The 24225-nt window shown below is 72.5% G+C and carries 14 protein-coding genes; 7 read left to right on the forward strand and 7 right to left on the reverse strand.

Features of this window, described 5'->3' with window-relative positions; genetic code table 11:
* Window positions 1–5: 5 nt before the first annotated feature.
* Window positions 6–4661, reverse strand: coding sequence for a CHAT domain-containing protein (locus ACFC09_RS21460; RefSeq protein WP_376530631.1), 4656 nt, complete (start codon window positions 4659–4661; stop codon window positions 6–8).
* A 63-nt stretch (window positions 4662–4724) separates the two neighbouring features.
* On the opposite strand from ACFC09_RS21460, the gene ACFC09_RS21465 reads away from it, so the two are divergent.
* Together ACFC09_RS21465 and ACFC09_RS21470 are read left to right on the forward strand one after the other, a co-directional pair.
* Complete coding sequence (locus ACFC09_RS21465) at window positions 4725–5132, forward strand: hypothetical protein (protein WP_376530634.1); 408 nt, start codon at window positions 4725–4727, stop codon at window positions 5130–5132.
* 686 nt (window positions 5133–5818) lie between these two features.
* On the forward strand, window positions 5819–8536 hold the full coding sequence (locus tag ACFC09_RS21470) for an FUSC family protein (protein ID WP_376530637.1): 2718 nt from the start codon (window positions 5819–5821) through the stop codon (window positions 8534–8536).
* A 333-nt stretch (window positions 8537–8869) separates the two neighbouring features.
* Here ACFC09_RS21470 and ACFC09_RS21475 read toward each other — a convergent pair whose 3' ends face one another.
* The 3 genes from ACFC09_RS21475 to ACFC09_RS21485 all read right to left on the reverse strand — a co-directional run bounded on the left by ACFC09_RS21475 (window position 8870) and on the right by ACFC09_RS21485 (window position 12930).
* Complete coding sequence (locus ACFC09_RS21475; RefSeq protein WP_376530640.1) at window positions 8870–9772, reverse strand: hypothetical protein; 903 nt, start codon at window positions 9770–9772, stop codon at window positions 8870–8872.
* A gap of 315 nt (window positions 9773–10087) precedes the next feature.
* Window positions 10088–11344, reverse strand: coding sequence for an MFS transporter (locus tag ACFC09_RS21480; protein ID WP_376530643.1), 1257 nt, complete (start codon window positions 11342–11344; stop codon window positions 10088–10090).
* A gap of 263 nt (window positions 11345–11607) precedes the next feature.
* Window positions 11608–12930, reverse strand: a complete 1323-nt coding sequence (locus ACFC09_RS21485; RefSeq protein WP_376530646.1) for a glycoside hydrolase family 3 N-terminal domain-containing protein — start codon at window positions 12928–12930, stop codon at window positions 11608–11610.
* A 697-nt stretch (window positions 12931–13627) separates the two neighbouring features.
* Between ACFC09_RS21485 and ACFC09_RS21490 the strand changes: the two genes are divergently transcribed.
* Window positions 13628–14428 (forward strand): DUF4157 domain-containing protein, encoded by an 801-nt coding sequence (locus ACFC09_RS21490; RefSeq protein ID WP_376530649.1) that lies wholly within the window; start codon window positions 13628–13630, stop codon window positions 14426–14428.
* 103 nt (window positions 14429–14531) lie between these two features.
* Here ACFC09_RS21490 and ACFC09_RS21495 read toward each other — a convergent pair whose 3' ends face one another.
* Window positions 14532–15887, reverse strand: coding sequence for a hypothetical protein (locus ACFC09_RS21495; RefSeq protein ID WP_376530651.1), 1356 nt, complete (start codon window positions 15885–15887; stop codon window positions 14532–14534).
* A 232-nt stretch (window positions 15888–16119) separates the two neighbouring features.
* Here ACFC09_RS21495 and ACFC09_RS21500 point away from each other — a divergent pair, with 232 nt between their 5' ends.
* The 4 genes from ACFC09_RS21500 to ACFC09_RS21515 all read left to right on the forward strand — a co-directional run bounded on the left by ACFC09_RS21500 (window position 16120) and on the right by ACFC09_RS21515 (window position 22640).
* Window positions 16120–16758 (forward strand): response regulator transcription factor, encoded by a 639-nt coding sequence (locus ACFC09_RS21500; protein ID WP_376530653.1) that lies wholly within the window; start codon window positions 16120–16122, stop codon window positions 16756–16758.
* A 252-nt stretch (window positions 16759–17010) separates the two neighbouring features.
* Complete coding sequence (locus ACFC09_RS21505) at window positions 17011–19833, forward strand: HYR domain-containing protein (RefSeq protein ID WP_376530655.1); 2823 nt, start codon at window positions 17011–17013, stop codon at window positions 19831–19833.
* Window positions 19834–19842: 9 nt separating this feature from the next.
* On the forward strand, window positions 19843–20538 hold the full coding sequence (locus tag ACFC09_RS21510) for a DUF4255 domain-containing protein (RefSeq protein WP_376530658.1): 696 nt from the start codon (window positions 19843–19845) through the stop codon (window positions 20536–20538).
* Window positions 20535–22640 (forward strand): ATP-binding protein, encoded by a 2106-nt coding sequence (locus ACFC09_RS21515; protein ID WP_376530660.1) that lies wholly within the window; start codon window positions 20535–20537, stop codon window positions 22638–22640. Before ACFC09_RS21510 ends, ACFC09_RS21515 begins: the two co-directional genes overlap by 4 nt.
* Window positions 22641–22726: 86 nt before the next feature.
* Here the strand turns inward: ACFC09_RS21515 and ACFC09_RS21520 are convergent, their stop codons facing one another.
* Both ACFC09_RS21520 and ACFC09_RS21525 read right to left on the reverse strand, forming a co-directional pair.
* A complete protein-coding gene (locus ACFC09_RS21520; RefSeq protein WP_376530663.1) occupies window positions 22727–23407 on the reverse strand; it encodes a type II toxin-antitoxin system RelE/ParE family toxin in 681 nt (226 codons plus the stop codon).
* Between the two features lie 237 nt (window positions 23408–23644).
* Window positions 23645–24214: a hypothetical protein gene (locus ACFC09_RS21525; RefSeq protein ID WP_376530666.1), complete on the reverse strand. Its 570-nt coding sequence runs from the start codon at window positions 24212–24214 to the stop codon at window positions 23645–23647.
* Window positions 24215–24225: the final 11 nt, after the last annotated feature.

Here is a 24225-nt window from a genome sequence, read left to right on the forward strand (position 1 = left end):
CCGCCTCACGCGCCGGTGTACAGGTGCGCGGCCCACAGGGACGGCGTGCCGGGATACCGGTCGCGTTGCCCGCGGGTGGCGCGGTGCAGGGCGTGGGCGGCGCGAGTGAGGTCGAGATGCCCGGTCCGCGGGTCGCGCAGCGCGGAGTAGAAATCCTCGGCGATCTCGACGGCGACCTCGTCGTCCACCATCCACAGGGTGCCGACCACCCGCGGGAAGCCCGCGAGTTGGAAGGCGCCCGCCAGGTGCATCGACTCGTCCATGAGGTGGTCGGCGACGTTCAGGGCGGTGTGGCAGGCCGACAGGTAGGCGAGTTGGGCGCCTTCGAGGTCGACGGCGGCGAGGTCGCCGACGGTCAGCGGAGCGCGGGCGTGGTCGTGCAGCAGGAGCCGGCTGGCCGACGGGTCGTCGAGGGCGTACTCGCCGTGGCAGGCGAAGTGCACGACGGGCCGTCCGGGGAGTTCCGCCCGGACCCGGTCGTGCGTGGGAAGCGCCGGGTCGCCCTGGCCGGCGGCGGAGCCCGGGTCCGGTTCGATCAGGGTGAGGGGCTCGGGCAGCAGCCCGGCGACCGACTCGGCCTCGGCCGCCACGTGCTGGAGCCGCCCGTGCTGCGGCAGCCCCGGGGTGGTGGGCATGGCGACGACGAGCGAACGGTGCGGACCGGCGGCGGTCTGGCGTTGCCGCGCGTGTCGCAGGGCCCGGACGGTGGGCGTGTAGGCGGACACGACGCGGTCCATGACGGTGCGTCCGGTGCCGGGCCGGTCATGGTGTCCGGCGGCGTGCAGCGGGAGCAGGCCCAGGCGCCCGCTCGGCGCCCACCACACCCGTGGCCAGTCGGTCCCCTCGGGCGGGGCCGTACGGTGGCCGAGCGCGTCGAGGACCGGTCCGGCGGCGTTGTCCCAGAGCCAGGCCAGCACCTCGGTGAGCGTTCGCTGGGCCGCGATGCGGTCGGCGGCGGGATCGGTGGCATCGCGCAGTGCCAGGTGGAAGGTGTTGGCCTTGTCGATGACCATGAGCGGGGTCAGGGCGGGCAGCGGCAGCACGGTGACGTCGTCCGCGGTGAGCAGCAGGGCATGGCTGTGCACGTCGTGGACGTTGAAGCTGACGATGGGGCCTTGTCGGGCCTCGGAGCGCAACTCGTCGAGGGAGGGCGGCAGGGCGAAGGCGGTGAATCCGTCCAAGGTGCGGATGTGCTGGAGCAGTTCGGTCATCCGCGCGGCCGGGTCGGCACGCGCGTCGGGCGCGTCGGCCGCGGTGTCCGCGGCCCGCAGGGGATCGTCGACCCGGTCGACCCGGTCGACCCGGTCGCGCAGTTGGGCGTAGCGGCTCGCGAGCGCCGGGTGGACGCGGTGGAGTTCGGCAAGGTCGCCGCGGGTGTCCAGGGTCTGGCTCAACAGGACCGCGCGTCCTGCCTCCAGCAGGGACAGGGCGCGTCGGGCCCGCTGCGGCGGCGGGCGGGTCGGGTCGGCCAGCGCGAGGGCGGCAGCGGTGTCCGCCAGACCGCCGGCGGACTCGATGGCATGCTCCTGGTCGTGGCGGCGCAGGCGGTGCGAGGCGAGTTCGGGCAGCAGGAGAACGGCGGTCTCCAGCAGGTCGGCCGACCGGGCCAGGTCCGAGGCGGCCGCCAGTCCGGCGGCGAGCCGCGCGGCCTCGATGCGGAGTCCCGGCGGCGCCGACTCGGAGCGGACCAGTTCTCCGAGGACCCGCAGCGCCTCGTCGCTGTCGGCGGCTCTCCTCGTGTGCTGGGCCCGTGCGTGCAGCGCCGTTCCCACCAGCAGCAGCGCCTTCGGGCGGCTGCGGTTCCCGGGGCCGATCGCTTCGAGCGCCCGGCGCCCCCAGTCCACCGCCTCGTCCATCGCCTGCCGGTCCTTGAGGTACTGGAAACGGGACTGAAGCACGTCGCAGAGGTTCATGAGGCTCTGCGCGCTGTCCGGTTCGTCCGCCGTGTGGTATGCGACGGAGCGGCGGCCGAACCCGACCGCCTCGTCCAGATCCGCCGCGTCCCGGTACCGCGTGAACCGCATGTGCAGGGCGTTGCTCAGCGATCCGAGGCACACGCCGTGCTCCGGGCTGTCGGCCGGGGCCGTGTCGAGGGCGGTCCGCGCGATCTCGACCGCCTGGTCGAGGTCCGCTCGTTCCCCGGACCGCCCGGAGCGCAGCCTCAGCGCGATGCTCAGGGACATCAGGCAGCGCACCCGCTCCGCGGGGTCGACGGCGGAGGTTTCCAGATGCCGGCGCAGCACCCGGATGCCGTCGTCCGCGTCGGCCGTCGAACCGGTCCGTTCGAACCGCTCGATGAGGCAACTGGCGAGGTGCTGCGGCAGGCCGTCGCCGCCGGTGCTTCCCAGGGCGAGCCGACCGCGCCCGCCGGGGCGGGGACCGAGGACGAGGATGCTCCCGTCCCGGCCGTCGCCGGTCCCGGGCGGCCCCGAGGACGCTTCGGCGGCGCGGCGGGCCAGGCTGACCGACTCGTCCAGGTCCGGCAGCGATCCGGTCCGCCGCGAACGGGTCAGCAGCATCTTCGACAGGTTCTGCAGCGCCATCGGTCCTTCCGCCCGGGTGTCGTCCTGTCCCTCGACTGCCAGGCGGCCCAGGGCCATGGCCTCGTCCCCGTCGCCGCTCGCACCGCTGCGCAGGAAGCGGATGTACAGCGCGCTGGAGAGGCTCGCCAGACCGGCCGTGCGCTCGTGGTCGTCCGCCGCGGCTTCCACGGCCGCCCGGTCGGCGGTGATGGCGTCGTCCAGGTCGGCCGGCCGTCCCTGGCGCATGAAGCGGACGAGCAGCGCGGCGGAGAGGTCCCGCATCCGTGTGCTCCGCTCGGCGTGGCCCACGGGCGTCCGGTCGGTGACGGCCCGTCTGGTGGCCACCGTCTCGTCGAGGTCGTCGGCCGTGCCGGACAGCGAGAACCGCGTCCACAGCACCTGGTCGAGGACGGTCAGGTGGAGTTCGCCCAGGGCGTCGCCGCCGTCGGCGGTCTCGACGGCGCGGCGGCAGGACGCGACGGCCTCGTCCAGATCCGTGGCCGAGCCGGTCCGCTCGTGGCGGACCAGCAGCGCGGAGCCGAGGTTGACGAGCATCAGTGCCAGCCGGTCGGGCTCGGTGTCCCCGACCGCCGCGACGGCCGCACGGGCCAGGTCCACCGCCTCGTCGCCCTCCGCCGCCGCCCGGGTGCGCAGGAAGCGCAGGCGCACCGCCATGCTGAGATCCAGCAGGCGGGACGCGTACTCGCGGCGCTGCGGGGGTGTCGCGGCGACCGCCTGGCGCAGCACGGCCACCGCCCGGTCCAGGTCCGCGAGGGTGCCGGTCCGTTCGAAACGGGTCTGCAGGGCCTTGCCTAGTGCCTCGGCAGGTAACGTTTGCCCGTCAAGGAGCGGCGTTCGGTGCGTGCTCTCGGTGTGCCGGCCGGAAGTCCTCGTACTGGACGTACTTGGGCTTTCGGCCGGTGCGGCGAGAGTGCGTGCCGGGCGTCGCGACGGGGCGAACGTTGCCTGTCGGGGCACTAGTTCGGCGTGGCGCGCGCCCCGTACGTCCGGGTGGGCCGCGGAGGCGGCGACGGCCTGCTCCAACCGGGCCACGGCCTCGTCCAGATCCGCGGCCGCTCCGCTCTGCCGGTACCGCCGCTGAAGCGCCTCGCCCAGGCTCGTCAGGTACAGTCCCCGGTCGGGATGGCCCGCGCCGGCTTCCACCGACCCGCGACCGACCCGCACGGCTTCGTCCAGGTCCCCGGGCTCGTGGGTGCGCTCGAACCGGCTGAGCAGCGCGGAGCAGAGGTTGTTGAGGCCGGCTGCCCGGTCGGGGCTGTCGGGGGGCATGGTGTCGAGAGCCCGCCGGGTCGCCGCCGTCGCCTCGTCCAGGTCGTCAACGGCGCCGGTGAGCCCGAAGCGGGTCTGCAGCATCGCGCCGAGATTCGTCAGGGCCGCGCCCCGGCCCGGATGGCCCTCGGCCGCGGCCACGGCCTGCCGCGCGACGGCCACGGCCTCGTCCAGGTCGGCCGGGACGTGCAGGAGCTCGTACCGGGCCTTGAGCACGGCGCTGAGATTCGACAGGCACATTCCCAGATCGCGGTGACCGGAGGCGATCTGCACCGCTCGCCTCCCCGTGGTCAGCGCGTCCTTGAGATCCTGCGGGTTCCCGGTCCGTACGAAGCGGGTGTGCAGCCCGCCGCAGAGGATCGTCAGGCGCTGCGGCCGGTCGGGATGCCCCTGCGGGGTGGCGTTCACCAGGTGGATCCAGTGATCGACGACATCGCAGAGCAGGCTCACGTCCGGGCCGGCCGCGGCGTGCTGGAGCAGGGCGGCCGACCTCGCCACGACCCGGTCCGCCAGCGCCGGCAGCAGCGGTCCGGGGAACTCCCGCACGCCGATGGTGATCGCGCCCGGCGTCAGCAGGTCCAGCGCCGCCACGGCCGCCGCCCTGCCCTGGCCCTGCGGCAAGGCTTCGAACTGGTACCACTTCAGCCAGCCGAGCAGATACCTGGCGTCGAGGTCCCACTGCTCCGACTCGTCGACGAGCCCGGTCAGTTCGGCCACCAGCGCGTCGACGGCCGGCAGCAGGGCGAGCGACGGGTCGCCCGAGTCGCTGATCCGTCGCAGGACATCGCTCAATGACGCCAGGCATTCGTCGCGACGCACCCGGTCCCCCTTGTCGCAGCGGTCCCCCATCGTACGATGGCGAGTCCCTGCGCCAGCGGCCCAGGAGAGCAACGACCGTCCGAGAGGCGACTCATGGGATCAGGCCGAAGCCGTACGCCGGAGCAGATCGCCGACGGGATCGCGTACGTCTGCGAGAACGTCGACCGGGTCCGCGCGGCGCTGGAACGCGGACCGGCCGACGGCCCGGCCCGGCTCGACGCGCTGCTGGCCGCGTTGCGCAGCGGTGCGGACCCGGCCGCTCCGCTCGAAGCCGTGCACCGCGCGCTGCGCGCGGCCCAGGACGCCCTCGGTGTCTTCGGCCGCACCCGCGACGTCTCGATGCTGACACCGGCGGGCCTCGCGACCGACCGTCCCTACGAGCCGGTCCTGCTCTGCCCGCGCGCCGAGAGTCCGTGCGCACGGTATGCCTGGCCCGAGCCGGACAGAGTCCCCGTCTGCCGGGTGCTGGAGACCGATCTGCGGCGCACCACGCTCGCGTGACCCGCCGGGCACCGCACGGGTCGAGGTCATGGATGTCCGCGAGGCGAGCCGCCACGTCCTGGACGCCGAGTCCGCGTGCGGCTGCGACGTCCCGCGGCCTGCCCGACCGTCACGGCGGTGCGGCTTCCCCGTTCGCGCCGCCGGACCGGAGGTCCGGCACCGGCGCCCGTTGAGGATCGAGCGGACCGCACCAAACGGACCGCGGCCCGGTGGGCTCCGCTTCCCGGCGCCGGACGGTCCCGCACTCCGCCCCCGGCGCCGGGGGCGGAACATCACCGAGATATAATTTCCATATGCATGTATTTTCCGGTGCCGGCGGCGGCTCCCCGACGGCCGCCGCGTCGACGGTGCGGCGGGCACGGCATGCGGTACGCGTTCACACGCCTTCACCGAACTCTGCCGTGTGCCGCCGCGCTCCGGAGTCTCGGACCGGCCGCGACGAGGTCACGACGAGGTCATCCCGCCGGATGCTCCGAAGTCCGCGCGCCGACGTCGTACGGCCGGCCGGAGCACGGCGGAGATCCCCCTCGCCCCCGCCCGGCCCCGGCCGCCCGGACCAGGGCGGCAGCGGAAGACCGCCGTCCCGCTGAACGCACCGCACACCACCACCGCCGACGCGGGAGAGCGCGCCGGGTACGCCGGCCGGCTGTCGCCGCGGTCGACGAAGCCATCGGATCGGAGCCCACTTGACCAGCCCAGGAACCGCCCGGCAGGTAGCCGATCCCGCCAAGGGGGCGCGACCTCCCCGGGCCGTGCGCGTCGGCCTGGCCCCCCGCCGGGTGGCAGGTCCGCACAGGTGGTGGGACTGGGTACTGGTCACCGACCCCGGACTCGGGCAGTTGCAGGCGGGCTGGCGAACGCTGGTCGCCATGGTCACCTCCCTGGCGGTCGGCTACGGCATGGCCCACGCCCTCGCCGTCCCGTCGATGATCGGCATGATGGTCGCCGGGATGATGGGCCTGATGAGCGCCTTCGCGGTGTCCGGCAACAGCTGGCAGCAACTCGCCAAGGCCATCCTGTGGATGCCGTTCCCGTTCGCCGCGGTGCTCTGGACGGCCGCGGTCCTGCACGGCGACCGCACCCTGGAGATCTCCCTCAACGTCGCCGCGCTCGCCCTGGCCTTCCTGCTGGCCCGGTTCGGCCCGCTGGGGCTGCTCACAGGCATGATGATGTTCAACGGTCTGCTGGTGGGCACCATGGCGGGAATCCCGACCGCCCTGGTGGGCAAGGCGTTCGCGGTCGCCCTGGTGTCCGCGGCGGCGGTGCTGGCCGGCCGGCTGCTGCTGTGCTACCCGATGCCGCGGGAGGATCTGCTGCGCACCCAGCGGACCTTCGTCGTGGAGGCCCGCCGCCTCGCCGACACCACCGTCGACGCGCTCGACCCCGACGCCGACCTGAAGCGGGTGGAGCGCCGCATGAACCGCTCCCTGCGCCGCCTGAACATCGTGACCGTCACCATCGACGCACGGCTCGCGCAGCCCGAGGCCGCCGCCGACCCCGTCGTGGCGGAACTGCTGCACCGCCATCTGTTCGACGCGGAACTCGCCCTGCGCGCAACCGGCAAGGCGGTCCTGGCGCTCGCCGCGCAGTCGCCGCCCGAAGAACTGCGCCGGGCGCTGGTGGTGGGCCTGCTGCTGGCCCGTGACACCCCGCCGGCCCAGGCCGACGGACTGCGGCCCGCCGTGGAGATGATCCGCGAGCAGGCCGACGCGATCCTGCGGAACCCGCGGGCCGACCCCCGGGACGCGGAGTGCGCCGCGCTCGCCCGCCGGGTCGCGGAGTCCCTCGGCTCCCTCACCGGCTCCCTGGTCAGCTGGCTGACGCTGGGCAGACGGACACCGAACACGCCCGCCGCCGTGCCGTTCCATTCCGCCGTCGCGCTGGAGAACAACCGGCTCCCCGGCTCGGCCGCGCCGATGCGGCGTGCGCTCACCGCCCGCACGCGCAGCGGCTGGCAGCGGGCGGTGCCCTTCGTGCGCGCCCCGCTGCACGCGGGCGTGGCCGCCGCGATCGTCTGTCCGATCGCCGACGCCATCGACCCGCAGCGTTTCTACTGGGGCCTGATCGGCGTGATGATCACGCTGTTCGGCACCAACACCACGCCCGAACGGCTGCGCAAGTTCGGCCACCGTATGGTCGGCACCGCCGCCGGCGCGGTGATCGGGGTGCTCCTGCTCCGCCTGATCGGCCACCACCACGTCTACTGGACGCTCGCCGTCATCGTCCTCGGACTCTCCTTCGGCTCCTGGGGCATGCAACGGGCCTACGCCCTGTGGACCACCGGTCTGGTCGTCGCGCTGGTGCAGCTCTACGGCCTGACCACGCCGGACGGCGGCATGGATCACCTGCTCGGCGAACGCCTCCTGGACAACGGCATCGGCATCCTGGTGGCCTCGGCGTGCGCCGCGCTGATCTTCCCCCTGTCCACCCGGACGATCGTCCGCGAGGCGGAACACGGGTACGTCCAGGCGGTCCAGAATCTCCTCGCCCAGATCTCGGCCCGCTGGGAGGAACCGGACAGCCCGGTGCGGCTGCGAGGTGCGGCGCGAGCCGTCGACGTCGCGCTGTTCCAGGTCACCGAGGTGTCCCGGCCGCTGGTGCGCATGCCGCTCGGGGTGCGCGGACGTCGGCCGCAGCACCGGCTGGCGCTGCTGGCCACGGCCGCCGGACACGCCAGGGCCCTCGCGGCCGCCGCGGACATCGACATCGACCTCTCCCCGCGGCTCTCCGAACGCGTCCGGCTCATCGCCCATGCCTTCACCGACTCGCTGCGCGCCCTCGACCACCACCTCGCCAACGGCACCGCCCAGGGCGTCTGGTGTCCCGTCGGCCCGCTCGTGCGGGAACTGCGGGCGGATGTCCGGCCCGCCTCCCCCGGTCCCCGCGCCCAGCGGTTGCAGACCGCCCTGCGCGAACTGGAGGCGCTCGACACGGCACTCGCCGGCTTCGCCGAGCAGAGCGGCCTGCCCCTGGCGTCCGGCACCGACCGGGAGCCGGGGCGACTCGGCCCGGTGCGGCGGCCCGCGCCCGCTCCGGCGGCGGACCGGGGCGGGCCACGCCCCGTGCGGTCCCCGGCCACCCGGGTCACCGGGGCCGTACACGCCACCAGGGCGCCCGCCGGGGCCGCCGCCACGGCCGGGACGGACAGCACGGCCACGGTGTCCGTCAGCGGCACGGTGCACTGCCGCGCCCACCCCGGCGGCTGCTCCGCCCGGATCACCGTGATCAACGCACGCGGGCAGCGGATCGCCCAGACCTACACCGGAGAAACGGGCCACTACCGGCTCGGCCTGCTACCGGGTTCCCACACCCTGGTCGTCTCGGCGGCCGACCACCCCCCGCGCGCCCGGTCCGTGCTGGTGCGACCGTCGCAGGCCGAACTGCGGGTGGACATCCGCTTGTAGGCGGCGGCGCCGGTGACACAGGGAGGGGGTGGCGTCCTCCGCCCGGCACTCGGCCCGCGCGCGGTGGCATCCTCCGCCCGGCCTCGGACCGAACGCGGTGGTCGTCGTCGCCCGTCGAGGCAGCGGTGCCGAACGGCTGTCCAGCCGACCCCGGTCCTCCCGGTGCGGCAGTCGTCCTCGCTCCGGCTTCGGACGTGGGGGCGGCTCAGGAGGCGGCTTCCGCAGGAGGGCCCGGCTGACCTCCGACCCGCACACCTCGCCGGCCCAAACGCATCGGTCGAGGATACGCAGCACCAGCCGGACAACGGCGGTACCGACCGTGGAGCGGCCGTCTCAGCGCGGGCTCAGCCGGGCCGTGATCGCATGTCCGGCGGCGACGGGTGAGGGCGCGGCCGGCCGGCCGAGGCGTGCGGACAGATCCGCGCTGTGCAGGTCCACGGCCGCCTCGATCAGGTCGGCCAGGTTCTCGGTCGTGGAACGGGCCCGGACCGTGGCGACGGCGAGGACGGCCACCCCGAGCGGGGCGGCGGGCCACCACCATGCCGAGATCACCAGGTAGAGCGCGCCCCAGCCGAACAGCCGCGCGGCATCGCTGGTGCCGTCCCGGGCGACGGTGATCTCGGCACGCAGGGAGTCCGGCAGCACGGTCCACAGTCTGGGCCAGACCAGGGCGAGGTCGTCGAAGCCGTTGACCTGCCGTACCCGCTCGGCGGTCCGCGCGTACCGGTCCCCGATCCGGCTGGGCCGCACCGGGCGGCCCGGACCCAGCCGGACGCGTTGCCGTTGACGCCGCAGGACCGAGGTGTCGGCACGCCGGGTGTCGGCCCCGTCCGCGCCGAGTTCGACGGCGCCCAGAACGGCGGTCCGCAGCCGCAGCGTCGCCCGGTCCCATCGGCGACGGCGCGCCTTGAGCAGCCAGGCGGCGGGCGGCAGGTCGCCGGGAAGGGCCCAGCAACGCTCGACCGGGCCGCCCAGGGCACCCACGATCAGCCCGACCGCCCCGCCGGCGAGCACGACGGCGACCGCCAGCAGCATGACCACCACGGGCGCGTGCACGGCCGGGTACCGGGCGAGCCGGTCCAGCCAGGCGCTCAGCCGCTCGAACGCGAAGGGCGCGTCCTGGCCCAGCCGCGTCGTCGCGACGAGCACGGCGACCCAGAGCATTCCGGGTGCCACCAGAGCGGTGAGCCAGCGGTCCATCAGCTTGGTGGCCATCTCCGCAAGGAACGCGTTCACGGTGTTCCCGGACGGGGCACGTACGGGGTCATGCCGTTCGCGTCGGGGCCGGCGGCGGCGCAGACCGGGGTGCCCGTGCTCTCGCCCGCGAGCACCACCCGTGAGCAGCGTCCCAGCGGGCAGGTCCAGCCCAGCGGTCCGGGGGCGGGGCGGATTCCCCCGGGCAGCGGAGGAACGGGGCCGCGGATTCCCAGGGGCAGCAGAGGAACGGGGCCGCGCACTCCGCTCGTCAGGCCCGCCAGACCGCGGGTGGGCGGTGTTCGCGGCGGGAACGGGCGGCGCCGGTGCGGCGGCCGGGCAGCGGAGCCTCGCCGGTCAGGTCTTGGCCCCCTCGGACACGGCCGTGGTTCTCTCGGACACGGTGCGTGCCGTGCGGGTGCCGGTCGTCGCGAAGGGGGAATAGCGCGGTACCCAGCGCAGCAGAGCCGCGGCGGCGAGGACCCCCACGCCGCCCATCGTGGCGATGCCCACCGCCAGACTGCCCAAGGACGCCGCGGCCGACACGATCAGGGGGCCGCCCGCGCTTCCGGAGTCGGCGCACAGCCGCCAGATGCCGAGGAACTGGGAGCGGCTTCGGGGCGGCGCCACGTCCGCGCCCAGCGTCATCAGGATGCCGCTGCCGATGCCGTTGCCGAACCCCATGAGCATCGCCACCACGGTCAGCGCGACAAGACCGTGGGTGAGCGGCAGAGCCGCCTGGGTCAGCCCCAGGACGAGCATCGAGGGCACGGCGATCCACAGCCGTCCGGCCCTGTCCATGATCTTTCCCGACGGGTAGAAGGTCAGGGTGTCGACCAGTCCGGCGATCCCGAAGATGACGCTCGTGGACGACGCGCTCTGGCCCAGGTGTTCCGCCCACAGCGGCAGGACGGTCTGTCGGGTGGCCCGGACGGATCCCACCAGCACGACGGCGACACCGAGGGTCAGGAAGACCTTGCGGTGAGCGCGTACCACCGAGCGCACCGGGAGCGGCGCGGAGCCGGCCGCCGGACCCGTCGGCGCCGGTTCGGCGACGTCGGGCACGACCAGCAGGACCACGGCGGTCACGGCCGTGCACAGGAGGGCCAGCCAGTACACGTCACGGACCGGGCGGGCCGTCAGTACGGCCGCGCCGATGAACGGGCCGATGAACGCGCCGACGCGCACCATGCCGCCGAGTGTGGAGAGCGCCCTGGCCCTCAGTTCGACGGGTATGACCTCGGTGAGGTGAGCCTGCCGGGCGAGGTTGAAGACCGCGTTGGTCGCGCCGGTGGCCGTCGCCGCGAGCGCGACCTGCCAGACGCTTCTGGACAGGGCGCCCGCGGCCAGCGTCACCGCGGCGATCCCGGCGGCGATGAGCATGGCCTTCCGGTCGCCGACCCGGGCCGCGAGAGCCCCGGCCGGGACATCGGCGAGGATCTGTCCCACACCGAGCAGCGCGAGCACGAGGCCCGCGGTGCCCACCGAGGCGCCGAGCGCTCTGGCGTTGAGCGCGAGCACCGGCGCGAGGGCGCCCACGCCGATCTCGAAGACGAGCGTCGGCAGGAAGACGGCCGGTATCAGGCTCCGCAGAGAGACGGAAGGGGCACTCATCGCCGTCCGCCCCCGCCGAGGGCCGCGGTCGCCGGGCACGAGGCGGGCCTGTCCGCGGCGACGACGGGTACGGCGGTCGTGGGTGCGGCGACGGGCGTGAGTGCGGTGGCGGACGCGGGCGCGGCGGCGGGCGGTGGCGGGGAAGAGAGCATGGGAAACGTATTACCAGGTCGTACACCGTCGAACGCACGGGGTGGCGCACGTCCGGGTCCGCCGTGGTGCGCGGCCTTTCTCGGTGCCGGGCCGGCGGCCCGGCGGCGCGCTCAGGAGCAGAGATTCACGTGCCGGACGGCCAGGACGTGCTGCGCCGCGTCGATGAGGCGGCTGCGGGCGAGGTGACCGTCGGCCACCGCGTTGGTGATCGCCGAGGCGATCGAGGACGTCCGGGAGCTGACATCGCCCCCCAGGTCGAACATGACCATGTCGGCGCCCGAGTGGAGGGCCTGCACGGCGGCGCCGGGGATGCTGAAGCCGGCGGCGGAGATCGCCTTGGCGCTGAGCGAGTCGGTGACGACCAGGCCCTTGAAGCCCAGCTTGCCGCGCAGCTCGGAAGTGATGGCGGTCGGGGAGAGACTTGCCGGGTTGGTGGTCAGACCCGGTACGACGTTGTTGGAGACCATGATCGCCGGGGCGCCGGCCTTGATGGCCGCCGTGAACGGCGGGAGGCCCACCTTCTGCAGGGTGGACCAGGGCAGGGTGCGGGCGGGGCCGAAGTCGGAGTTGTAGCTGGAGCCGCCGAGTCCCGGGAAGTGCTTGACGACGGGTATCACGCCGCCGTCGCGCAACCCGTTCATGTACGCGACACCGGCTTTGGAGACCACCGAGGTGTTGCCGCTGAAGGACCGCCATCCGTCGGGGTTGGTCCGGCTGGGGGCCACGTTCCTGCCGTCGACGTCGACCACCGGCGCGAGGTCCATGTTCACCTGGGCGGCCGCCATCTTGGTGGCGACCTTCTTGACGTTCTGCTGGATCTGGGCCGGGGTCCAGTGCGTGCCCATGTACGCGGGCCAGGGCAGCGATCCGACGAGGTTCGACATGCGCTGGATGCCGCCGCCCTCCTGGTCGGTCATCACCAACAGGCCACGGTTGCCGGGGACATGGGACTTCAGGGCCTTCAGCCGGGCGCCGAGGTCGGACGGTGCCTTGCTGCCGAACAGCAGCACACCGCCCGCACCCGCGCTCACCTCGGAGGTGATGTCGGACACCGAGGTCTCCGACACCGGGACGGCGATGGTCAGCATGGCCAGCCGGCGGTTCGACCACCCGGCCAGCTTCGTGCTGTTGGTGCACGTGGTGGCGGTGGCGGTGAGGTCCGGAGCGAGGGACGTGGCCGGGGCGGCGCCGGGCACGGGGGAGGCAGCGCGGGACGAGGACGACGGGGAGGCGGAAAGCGATGCGGGCGGGGCTGAGGACGCGCGGGAGCCGCTGGACTGCGGGGCCGCCATGGGGGTGCCCGTGCCACAGCCAGCCAGGAGCACCACCGCCACGGCGGCCGTGGTGCTCAGTCTGCGTGCGTGCCTGGCCCGCCCGGACAGTCGCGGCGCTACTGCCGCGCTGCTGCGGTCACGGTACGACGGGAGATTCATCGCCCGGCCTCCTTTCAGAAGACGCGACGGTACCCCGTCGCGGTCTGGGCCGTATCAGCATGGGGTGGGCTCGACGAAGCGTGAGATGCGCTCCGGCCCGCGTTTTGTTCGCCGGATCGAGGATCGGCGTCCCACCAGGATCTCGCGTTTCCGGGTCGGCCGGAAATCCAGCCGCCGTGGGCCGGGGCCACCCACGGGTCCGCTCCCTGCGTGCCGGCACGACTACAGGCGGCGACGATCACGCCGCCGTCCGCGCCCGCCGCTCCGTGATCGGGTTCACGGGCGGCTTCCGGGCCCCCGTAGCACGCCGAAAAACCTTCACCGGTGTCGATCTGGATGCTGTCCGTGGTCGGGCGTGATCCGTTCTCGTGCGCGTTCGGATGACCTGTCGGATGGCCCTGCGGGCCTTCGCGCGACTTGCCCTGCCCCGGCGTGCCGGTCGACCGTGCCGAGGCACGCCGAGATCCTCATCGGGCCAGGCGCCCGACTGCCTCGCCCGGTTCCTGGGCGTGTTCTGGCCCGCCACTGGGACCGGCGGGCCGCCGGCGCCGGGAAGCGCGGGGGTCCACGCGTGGACGGTGCCTTGCCCGAAGGGGCAATCCGGGCTGCCCTTCCCCACCACGTGCGCCCCTGGACGGGAACCGGACCGGCCCGCGACGCTGGGAGGGAACGTCCGGCATTCTCCGGGGAGCGGCAGATGCGCGCACACGATCAGGGACAGGAACACGAGCACGACGAGTCCGTCAGGGCGGCCCGGGAGACCCACGACCAGCCGTCGGCGGATCTTCCGCACCTCCTGGCGGCCGCCGCCACCGGGCGTACGGAGGTGATCGGCCGGTCCGGGATGAGCACCCTGCAACGGACGGTCGGCAACGCGGCCGTCGGCGCGGCGCTCCAGCGGGAGGCGGAACCGGAGCCGGAACGGCGCGAGTCCCGTTCCAGCGTCCACGACGTGGTCTCGTCCGGCGGCGGTCAGCCCCTGGACACCGACACCCGCGCGGACATGGAGGGCCGGCTCGGCGCCGACTTCTCCTCCGTGCGCGTGCACACCGGATCGGCGGCACACCAGTCGGCGCAGGACGTCGGCGCCCACGCCTACACGGTCGGCGACAACATCGTCTTCCAGCGGGACAGTTACGATCCCGCCTCGCACCAGGGCCGTACCACGCTCGCCCATGAGCTGACCCATGTCATCCAGCAGCGCAACGGCCCGGTGGACGGCACGGAGGCTCCGGGCGGGATCCGGGTGAGCGACCCGTCCGACCGCTTCGAGCAGGAGGCGTCGGCCAACGCGGACCGCGTGCTGGCCGCCCCCGCCCCGGAGTCCGTCGCGGCACCCGCCGAGGCCGCGCCGTCGGCCGCTCCCGCCGCCACCGCCCCGGTGCAGCGTCAGGCCGCCGACGAGGACGAGGAACCGGCGGACGTGCAGGGAGCGTTCGTGCAGCGGGCGGCGGAGGACGGGAACGAGGAAGAGGAGGAGTCCGCGCCCGAGGCATGACCGAAGGGCACGGGGTGGTGCGACGGCCCCCGGAATCCAGGCACTTCCCCGGCCCCTTGGGACCTCTTCCGCGTCCCGTCGGGGTTCCGCGAGCCCGCCTGGGTCAGCCGCCCGCCTGCGCCTTCGTCGAGATCTTGCCGCCGAGGAACAGGGATTCCGAACACTGGGACGGCGCCGGGGCCTTGACCGGCCTGCCCACCTCCCGGCAGCTGACGGCGATGGTGATCCGGCCTCCCGACTGCACCTCGACAGGGGTGACGAAGTGGTAGTCGGAGTCACGGAAGTTCTCCAGCGCCAGGTTGAGCAGTTGCCCGTCGTCGGTGGAGATGACCAGGGTGCCGGCGTCGCCCTGCGGGTTCTGGACCACGATGTCGGTCAGTTCGAAGGTACTGCCGTCCGGGACCGCGTACGCGGTCCGCCGGGTGGCGCTGCCCCCCACCGCGTCCCGCACCTGCACCCGGGCGCTCGACGGCACCGCGGCTCCACCGGGCTCGGACCCACCGGGCACACCGGGCGCGGCACTCGCGCTGCCGCCCGGGGACGCGGACGCGCCGCCGGAGCCGGCCGAGCCCGGCTGCCCGCCACCGCCGGACGCCTCCTGACCCTGTCCGTTGTCGCCGCCGCCGTTCGGGGCGGTGTTCCCCTGCCGCGCCGCGGACTCGACGACCTGCGGGGTGATCGCCTCACGGGCGGCCGAGCGTACGGTGGGCCGCAGCACCGAGTACCAGAGCCCCACCAGCGCTGCCGCCAGCAGCACCGCCACGACCAGGGCGCGGGGAAGCCAGCGGGGCAGGATGGCCTGCTGCTCGTAGGAACCGTCCAGCAGCACCGGCTGGTACGGGTCCTGTCCCTCCCGGGGCCGGGGCGTCACCGCCACCTGGAAGGGATGGGTGATCGGCGTTCCGCGCCACAGCCGCTTGGCGGGGCGCACGGACAGCACGGCGAACTTGGCCTGTCCGGGCGGGATCTCCACCTCGGCCGGATCGAGGGCGAGCCGCGACCGTTCGGTCGCGCCGCGCGCGCTCAACGCGATCGTGACGGGTGTGTTGCCCCTGCTGTCCACGGCCAGCTTGTGCCGCCCGCGCCACGCGCCGCTCGAACCGGGCGGCACCAGTTCCGAGGTGATCTCGGTGAACGGCAGTACGGTCACGTCCCGTTCGAGAACCGCCGTCTCGGCGCCGTCGCTCGTCGGCACCACCCGCACTCCGAGCGGTGTCTCGCCGGGCAGCACCTGCGAGGTGCGGGGCGGACGCAAGGTGACGGTGGCGCTGCCGGTCGCGCCCGGGTAGAGCGACAGACTCACCGGTTCCACCGTGGCCCAGTCGGCGCACGGCCCGACCACCTCGAACCGGCATTCCTCAACGGTGGTCCCCGAATTGAGCACCTGCACCGCAAGATCCGCCTGGCCGCCGGGCTCGACGGTGACGGAGGACTCGTCCAGGTTCGCCGAAACACTCATGCCGCGCACCGTATTGTCCGCCACGACCCGCGAAGACCGGCCGCGCAGGAACACTTTCGGGCAATGCCGATGCCCGGTGAGGCACCAGCAATTCCCTTGTGGAATCCAGGGCATTACTGTGGGCCAGTTGATAAAGGGAGACGCATGCGAATGAAACGTGATGAAGTCGTGTAAGCGATCTTTTCACTTTTCCCTGGCGTTCTCCCTCAGTCGCCCGAGGGGAGAGAGCGACGTGTTGCAGACGAACGGAGAACGCATCACAGTGGCGCTGCGCGCCCAGGATCCCGTATCGCAGGCCGGAGTCTCCAGCCAGTTGCGCACCCGGCCTGAAGTCAAGGTCATCGAATGGGAGGAGGGGGACTCACCGCAGGTGGTGGTCGTCGTCCTCGACGCCGTCGACGAGGACGCGTTACGGCTGCTGCGCCAGATCCAGCGGACCAGTACCGCGCGGGGGATACTGGTCACCACCCACATCGACGAACAACAACTCGTGAACGCCGCGGAATGCGGCTTCGTCGGCGTCGTCCGACGCTCCGAGGCGACTCCCGAACGCCTGGTGCAGGTGATCGGCTCCGTGGCGAAGGGCGAGGGCCGGGTGCCGCCCGACCTGCTCGGAAGCCTGCTCGAACAGGTCGGACGGCTCCAGGGGCAGGTGCTCTCACCGCACGGGCTCACCTTCACCGGTCTCTCGGCACGCGAGATCGAGGTACTGCGACTGGTGGCCGAGGGGTACGATACCGCCGACATCGCCCTGAAGCTTTCCTACTCCGAACGCACCATCAAAAACGTACTGCACGCCGTCATGTCCCGTCTCAGTCTGCGCAACCGCTCGCACGCGGTGGCGTATGCGCTGCGGCAGGGGTTGATATGAGAATCACGCGCGGGTAGTTCCCCCCGTGCCTCATAGGGCAGCCGGCCCTTCCCGAAGGGCTGGCTCGCCCCCTCTGCTCCAGGTGCCGGCGATCCACGAGGGTGGGAGTCCGAGCGCGCCGGTCGTGAAAATCCGGAGTGGGCCGTTCGGGCCGGTCATGAGTCCTGAGTGGGGTGTTCAGTGCGTTCTGTACGGGGATTCCGGCGCCGGCGCCCACCTGTCGGCGCGCGTCCTCAGGTAGTCCACATCGGTGTGCTGACCGCCGTACTGCTCCTGGTGGCCGGCGTCGTCACGAGCGCCGCCGGGGACGTGCCGGCCGCCGCCCCGCAGCCGGCGGTGACCCCCGCCGTGGTGGACGAGCCGCTGGACCCGGGCGGCTCGCTCACGGTGGACAAACGTGTGCGTACGCCCGTGGTGCCGCCCCGGCCTGACGTCGTCCTGCTGGTGGACGGCACGGGCAGCATGCAGCCCACCATCGACAACGTCCAGACGAACCTGGGCCTGATCACCGACCGGGTGCGCGAAGAACAGCCCGACTCCCGCTTCGCCGTGGCCACGTACGGAGACCAGGAGGTGGACGGAGACCGTGTCTTCACGGTGCTCCAAGGACTCACGGACGACCTGGACGCCGTACAGAGGGGCGTCGACCGTCTCACCGCCGACCGGGGTTCGTACAGTCCGGGCCCCGCGGAGGACTGGATCAACGCGCTGTGGGAGATCGGCAACGGGTCGCAAGGGCAGACCGTCTTCCGTGACGGCGCGAGCCCCGTCGTGGTGCTCGTCGGCGACGCCTCAAGTCACGATCCCAGCAAGGGACACACCCTCACCGACGCGGTCAACTCCCTGACGTACGTGGGTGCGCGGGTCATCGGCGTGGACGTGGCGACCGAACTCGGCGACGGTCTGAACGGCAACGGGGACAACGGCAACGGCCCCGACCAGAACCGCGAGCCGACCCACGATCCCGACCAGGCGACCGACGTCGTCCAGGCCACCGGCGGCAGGCTCTTCCAGAACATCGACGCGGACCAGGTCGCCGACACCGTCGCCCAGGGCCTGACCAACCTGCCCACCACCGTCACCCATCAGACGGTCAGCTGCGATCCCGCCCTCTCCGTCACCATGGACCCCCCGAGCCGACGTGTGACGAGCGGAGAAACCGCCGCCTTCGACGAGACGATCACGGTGGCGGACGACGCGCCGCAGGGCGCGACCCTGAGCTGCACCGTCCAGTTCCTCCTGGACGGCAGGCCGCCGGGCGGGGAGGCGCCCGTCGACGTGCTGCCGGCCCGGGAGTTCCGCGGCCAGCGGATCGCCCCCGACGACGCGGCCGCCGACGAAACGGACGGCGCCCGGGGCGGCTCCGACGCCGGCAGCGGCGATGGCAGCGCCGGCAGCAGCGGCGGGGATTCGGCCGCGGGAACCATCGCCGGGGCCATCGGCGGCGTGGTCGGCGGATCCGACGGCGGCCGCGGCTCAGGTCTCGTCGCGGGCGCGGCCGGCGGCCTGACCAGCGGATCCGGCGGCTGTGGCGACGGCACCGTCGCCGGGCTGGCGGCGGGTGGCATCGGCGGAACCGACAGCGGTGGGAACGGCGGGCTGCTCGCGGGGGTGCTCGGCGGCGCCATCAGCGGCTCCGACGGCTGCGGGGACGGTGGCGGCGGAGGGACGAACGGCGGCACGAGCACCGGCACGAACGGTGGTACGTCCGGGGGCGGTGCGGCGGACGGTGGTTCTCTGGGCGGGGCCCTCGCCGGCCTGATCGGCGGCGCCGACGGCGGTCGGAGCGCCGGGGTTATCGGTGGGGTCGTCGATGGGGTGATCGCAGGCATCACGGCGGGCGGTGCCGACGGGAGCGGCGGCAACCAGAACGGCGGCCAGAACGGGGGCGGTCAGAACGGCGGCGACCAGAACGGGGGGCAGATCGGCGGGGACGGGGACGGGGGCGGTCAGATCGGCGGGGACGGGAACGGGGGCGGTCAGATCGGCGGGGACCAGAACGGAGGCAACCAGAACGGAGGCCAGGACGGCGGCGGCAACCAGAACGGCGGGGACCAGAACGGCGGCCAGAACAACGGCGGCAACGAGAACGGCGGCCAGGACGGAGGTGTCGATGGCAGCGGCGATCCCACCCCCGAGGACTACCAGCAGCGCATCACGATCACCGTCAACGACGTGACCGCCCCCGTCGTCACGGTCGACGACCGCACCGTCGAAGCCACCGGCAGCAACGGCACCGTCATCGACTTCACCGCCACCGCCGAGGACGCGACCGACGGCGCGCTCCCGATCACCTGCGACCCCGCCTCCGGCTCCCGCTTCCCGGTCGGCACCACCACGGTCACCTGCACCGCCACCGACTCGTCCGGCAACACCGGCACCGGCACGGCCACCTTCACGGTCACCCCGGCCCCCACGCCGAACGAGGCGGACATCGCCGTCACGGCGACCACGTCCCCCGTCCCCACCTACACGGGCCTGACGACACGGGCCGGTTTCACCCTCACCAACGCGGGCCCCAAGGCGGCCAAGAACGTCGTCCTCACGACCAGTTGGCCGCGTACTGACGACACCCGCGAGCGCGCCCTGTCCGCCCTGTCGAACTGCACCCCCGCGAAACCCTGCACCATCGCGCCCGGCGGACGCATCCTCGTCACCCAGACCGCCGTGTACGACACCGCCGTCAGCGGTGAGGTCCGGGCCTCTGTCACCGGCTCACCGCGCGACCCCCGGAACGCGAACAACACCGACACGGCCCGCTTCCGCGTCCTCCAGCCGAAGCTGACCGTCACGCCCCAGGTGGCCAGGCCCGGCGATGTGGTGGTGGCGCGCGGCAAGGACTTCCCTCCCGGCCGCACGGTCGCGCTCACCTGGAGCCCGGGGATCACGGCGGCACAGTCGGCCGTACGGGTGGGCCCGGACGGCACTTTCGAGGCGCAGGTGCTGGTGCTGCGCAAGGACCGGACCGGGCCGCGTACGCTCCGCGCCCAGGTGCGGGGGCTGGACCGGCTGACGAAGCCGGTGCTGATCGTGCAACACAGCCTCCAGCCGCCGGACTTCGCGGGCCGGAGGTAGGGACGAGCCGTGATCCACGAGGTCGACGAGGCGCTGCGCAGGATGTTCCGGACGGACGCCCTGGTGGGCGGTCAGGTGGCGGTGGTCTTCGACGCCCCCACCCGCGACTGGGCCGCCAAGGTCAACGCCCCCACCGTCAATCTGTACCTGTACGACATCCGGGAGGACATGCGCCGTCGTGAGCGCGGTCTGCTCAACGAGTACGACGAGCAGGGCACCATCGTGGCCCGGCGCCGCCCGCCGCGTTACTTCAAGCTGTCGTATCTCATCACCGCGTGGACCAAACGCCCCGAGGACGAGCACCGCCTGCTCTCCTCGCTCCTGTCCTGTCTGCTGCGGTACGAGGCGCTGCCCGCCGGACAACTCACCGGCACACTCGGCGAGATCGGCGTCTCCGTCCCCATGACGGTCGCGCTGCCACCGCCCGAGGACCGGTCGTTCGCCGACGTGTGGAGCGCCCTCGGCGGCGAGCTCAAACCCTCCCTCGACCTGGTGGTGAGCGTGCCGGTCACCGAGTCCCCGGTCTATCCGGCGGGCCCGCAGGTCGGCGAGGACGGAGTTCGGCTCGGGTTCGGCGAACTACCCCCGGACCACCCCGCGCCCCCGGGCGCCACCCAGCCGACACCGGACGGCAGGCGCCTGCCGGTGTACGGGGCCCGCCGGGGCGGCATCGCATCGCGCGTGGCGGAAGATCACCCGGAATGACGCTCCCCGCGGACCCGGACCCGCACGTCCCCGACCCCGACCCCGGCCTGCGTCACCTCCTCGACCGGGCGATCCTCGTCGAGCAGCGCGTACGGCGGGCGGTCCACGCCCGGCAGCTCACGGACCCGGCGCCCGACGACGCGTTCCGCGGCCTGTACCTGAGCGACGAGACGATCCACCGCCTCCTGGAACACGGCCGCCACCTCACGGTCACCGCTCCCGACGACACGGACGCGGCCTTCCTGGCCGAAGCGGAGTCACGGGCCGACGCAGCGCAAGCGGCAGGCCGCCCCACCCGCCTCCGCACCCTCGCCCGCGACTTCGGCCTCTCCGCACTGGACACCGAGATCCTGCTGATCGCGCTCGTCCCGGACCTGGACGACCGCTTCGAGCAGTTCTACGGCTATCTCAACGACGACGTCACCCGCCGCCGCCCCACCACCGGCCTCGCCCTCGGCCTGTGCGGCCTGTCCGCGGCCGACGCGGGAGCCAGGTCACGCCTGTCCCCGCAGGCACCGCTCCGCGCCGGCGGCCTCCTGCTCGTAGAGGACCAGGGCCGCCCCTTCCTCGCCCGCGCACTCCGCGTCCCCGACCGGGTCACGGCCCACCTGCTCGGGGACGACACCTCCGACCCGCGCATCGTGGACCTTCTGGTCCCCTGGCGGGACGTCCCCGGCGTCGGCGACCCGTCGGGGCTCGCCCGTGCCCTCACCACCGGGGTCCCGCTCGCGTACCTGCGCGAGGAACAGGGCGGCGCGGGGACGGCGCTCGCCGCTTCCGCCCTGACCCGTGCGGGCCATGGTGTCCTGGGCGTCGGCCTGGACCGCCTGGCCCGCGACCCGAACCCCGCCGAGGCGGTGCGCGTCCTGGCCCGCGAGGCCCGGCTCACTACCGCGGGTCTGGTGTGCGCACCATTGGACGCCCTGACCCGGGAGCCGGGCAAGACGGAGATCATCCGCCTGGTGACGGACGTCCCCGTCCCCGTGGTCCTGATCGGCCGGGTGCCGTGGGACGCGGCATGGTCGTCCCGCCCACCCCTGCTCCTGCACGCCCCGCGCGTGGAACCCACCGCGAGGGCCGCCCTCTGGAAGCAGGCGTACCCCGCCCCCATCCCCCCGCACCTGGACCTCACGCACCTCCTCTCCCCGTTCCTCCTGACCCCCGATCAGATCGCCAGGGCCGCTCAAGGTGCCTCGCAGACCGCGACGCTGGACGGCGGCGCCCTCCACCCGGACCACATCCGCGCCGGCGCCCGCTCGCAGAACGCGGCGGGCCTCGACCGCCTGGCCCGCCGCATAGAACCTGCGGTGACCTGGTCCGACCTCGTCCTCCCGCCGGACACGCTCGCCCAGCTCCGCGAACTCACCGCCCGCGCCCGCCACCGCGACCGGGTCCTGGGCGAGTGGGGCATGCGTCCGGGCGGCGGCCGGGGCAGAGGTGTGACGGCCCTGTTCGCGGGCGACTCGGGCACAGGCAAAACGATGTCCGCCGAGGTGATCGCCGCGGACCTGGGCCTGGACCTCTACACGGTCGACCTGGCCACGGTCATCGACAAATACGTGGGCGAAACGGAGAAGAACCTCGAACGGATCTTCTCCGAAGCGGCCGGCATCAACGGCGTACTGCTCTTCGACGAGGCCGACGCGATCTTCGGCAAGCGCTCGGAGGTCAAGGACGCGCACGACCGCTACGCGAACGTCGAGAGCGCGTACCTGCTCCAGCGCATGGAGACCTTCGACGGCCTGGCGATCCTCGCCACCAACCTCCGCGCCAACCTCGACGACGCCTTCACCCGCCGCCTGGACCTGGTCGTCGACTTCCCCGTCCCCGACGCCTCCCAGCGCCGCACCCTCTGGGACCGCTGCCTGGGCCCGGTCCTCCCCCGCACCGCGGACCTGGACCTGGACTTCTGCGCGGACTCCTTCGAACTGTCGGGCGGCAACATCCGCTCGGTGGCCGTGACGGCGGCCTACCTGGCCGCCGAGTCGGGCAGCCCGGTGACGATGACGGACCTGATCCACGCGGTGCAACGGGAGTACCAGAAGCTGGGCCGGTTGACGCTGGCAGCGGAGTTCGGGCCGTACATGTCGCTACTGAACTGAGCCACTCGCATCCCCAGCCCACTCCACAGGACCCGGCTTTCGCCGCATGCCCGGGAGCCGGACACAGCGCCGCGCCCGGGCACGCCTCACGCAACGGTGACCCGCGTGTCGTTGAAGTTCGCGACGATCTCCAACTGACCTCCCAGGGCCGCAATGTAGGCGGCGATCGTCCTGACCTCCGCGGCTGCCGCATTTCCCCGTTCGATCGCCGACACCCGCTCCTGCCGCACATGCATGCGGGCGGCGACTTCCCGCTGCGTAAGACCAAGCTGCCTTCGCATCTCGGCCAGCCGGCGCGCACGAGCCTCGGCCACCATGCGCTGAGCCCCGGCATCGATCGCATCGAGGTCCTCCGCGTCGAAAACCTCGTGCTTGACGTCGTCCCAAGCGTGGAGCCCGGTCACTCCTCTGCCTCCTCCTGCCGTCCGCGCCAGGTGATCCAGCCACTCGGCGCAGCGGGCCTCGGCTGCCGGAATCGCCCAGCGGTACCACCCGGACCACTGCCCTGCCTTGTCCCCGGCCACCAAGCGAACCGCGTTACGCCGAGGGTCGAAGGCAAACAACATACGGACTTCACTGGCCCCGGCTAATCCCGGGCGAAGTTCCTTGAGGTTGTGCACCTCGGCCCCCTTGATTCGATCGACCAACGGCCGACCCAATCCAGGTCCCTCTTCAACCAGAGCCTGGATGGCCTGGCCGACCAGCCGCGCGATATCGCGGTCGTCCTTTCTCAGCCGATGAAGCCAGTCGCGGACCTCGCTCGTCATCTCAAGGCACCAGACCAGGACATGACGCCTCACCATGCAGTACGTGTATGTACTTGCCGCCTGCCGAACGCAGGATGCCGCAACAAACACACGAACGGGTGACCATTCCGCACATCGCAGACCCGACGAGCTACACCACCTCACCACAGTCGTGGAACCCAGCCCCTGCCACGTCCAGTTGTACGTCGCGCGACGCGATTGTAATCATGCCGCCAACTCGTAGCCGATGAGCACCAGCTACGGCGGATCGATTTTACCCAGAAAAATCGGAGGCCCAGATACTCCGATTACTTCCTCACTCGCCAGAAAAGCGATGATGGCCCCACCGAAAATAGGGGGACGTTCCCACCGGAATACTTGACCGCCAATATTGCAATAATCGGATTGTGCGATACCTGCCCACTGCAAAATTTCCATGTTTCCCTGCGTCAGAAATTCTCGGCCGTCGCTCTGCACCGCCCAACTTCCCTCTCGCGTCTCTGCCCTCCAAACAGCACGAGGGATTACGACGGGATCGGGAAGCCGAGGAACGGAGGCCAATACATAAAATCCACTGTACTCACGGAGTTCCTGCCATGCGACATCATTCGTGTAGACGCTGAAGGCCGAGACCAGTGCATCGCTCCCAATGAAGGAAAGGGTAGATTTCTGCCGCGCCAGGAATAGCTCCTCTGAAATTGCATAGTGATCTTCGAAATCATCTAGCCGCAGATAGGCTGCGAGCCCACTTGACGGGTCATCAGAAGTTGGATGGAGAGTAAAGGAAGTGTCGAATTCAATTTCACGGGAGCGCAGAAGGCTCGTCATCTCTTGCGGCA

This window comes from Streptomyces sp. NPDC056161, assembly GCF_042268025.1.
Lineage (GTDB): Bacteria > Actinomycetota > Actinomycetes > Streptomycetales > Streptomycetaceae > Streptomyces.

Excerpts from the sequence above, each read along its gene's own strand:
- ACFC09_RS21525 (WP_376530666.1), bottom strand. The coding sequence starts at position 24,214 with ATGACGAGCCTTCTGCGCTCCCGTGAAATTGAATTCGACACTTCCTTT.
- ACFC09_RS21495 (WP_376530651.1), bottom strand. The coding sequence starts at position 15,887 with ATGAGTGTTTCGGCGAACCTGGACGAGTCCTCCGTCACCGTCGAGCCC.
- ACFC09_RS21465 (WP_376530634.1), top strand. The coding sequence starts at position 4,725 with ATGGGATCAGGCCGAAGCCGTACGCCGGAGCAGATCGCCGACGGGATC.
- ACFC09_RS21520 (WP_376530663.1), bottom strand. The coding sequence starts at position 23,407 with ATGACGAGCGAGGTCCGCGACTGGCTTCATCGGCTGAGAAAGGACGAC.
- ACFC09_RS21460 (WP_376530631.1), bottom strand. The coding sequence starts at position 4,661 with ATGGGGGACCGCTGCGACAAGGGGGACCGGGTGCGTCGCGACGAATGC.
- ACFC09_RS21515 (WP_376530660.1), top strand. The coding sequence starts at position 20,535 with ATGACGCTCCCCGCGGACCCGGACCCGCACGTCCCCGACCCCGACCCC.
- ACFC09_RS21480 (WP_376530643.1), bottom strand. The coding sequence starts at position 11,344 with ATGAGTGCCCCTTCCGTCTCTCTGCGGAGCCTGATACCGGCCGTCTTC.
- ACFC09_RS21490 (WP_376530649.1), top strand. The coding sequence starts at position 13,628 with ATGCGCGCACACGATCAGGGACAGGAACACGAGCACGACGAGTCCGTC.
- ACFC09_RS21485 (WP_376530646.1), bottom strand. The coding sequence starts at position 12,930 with ATGAATCTCCCGTCGTACCGTGACCGCAGCAGCGCGGCAGTAGCGCCG.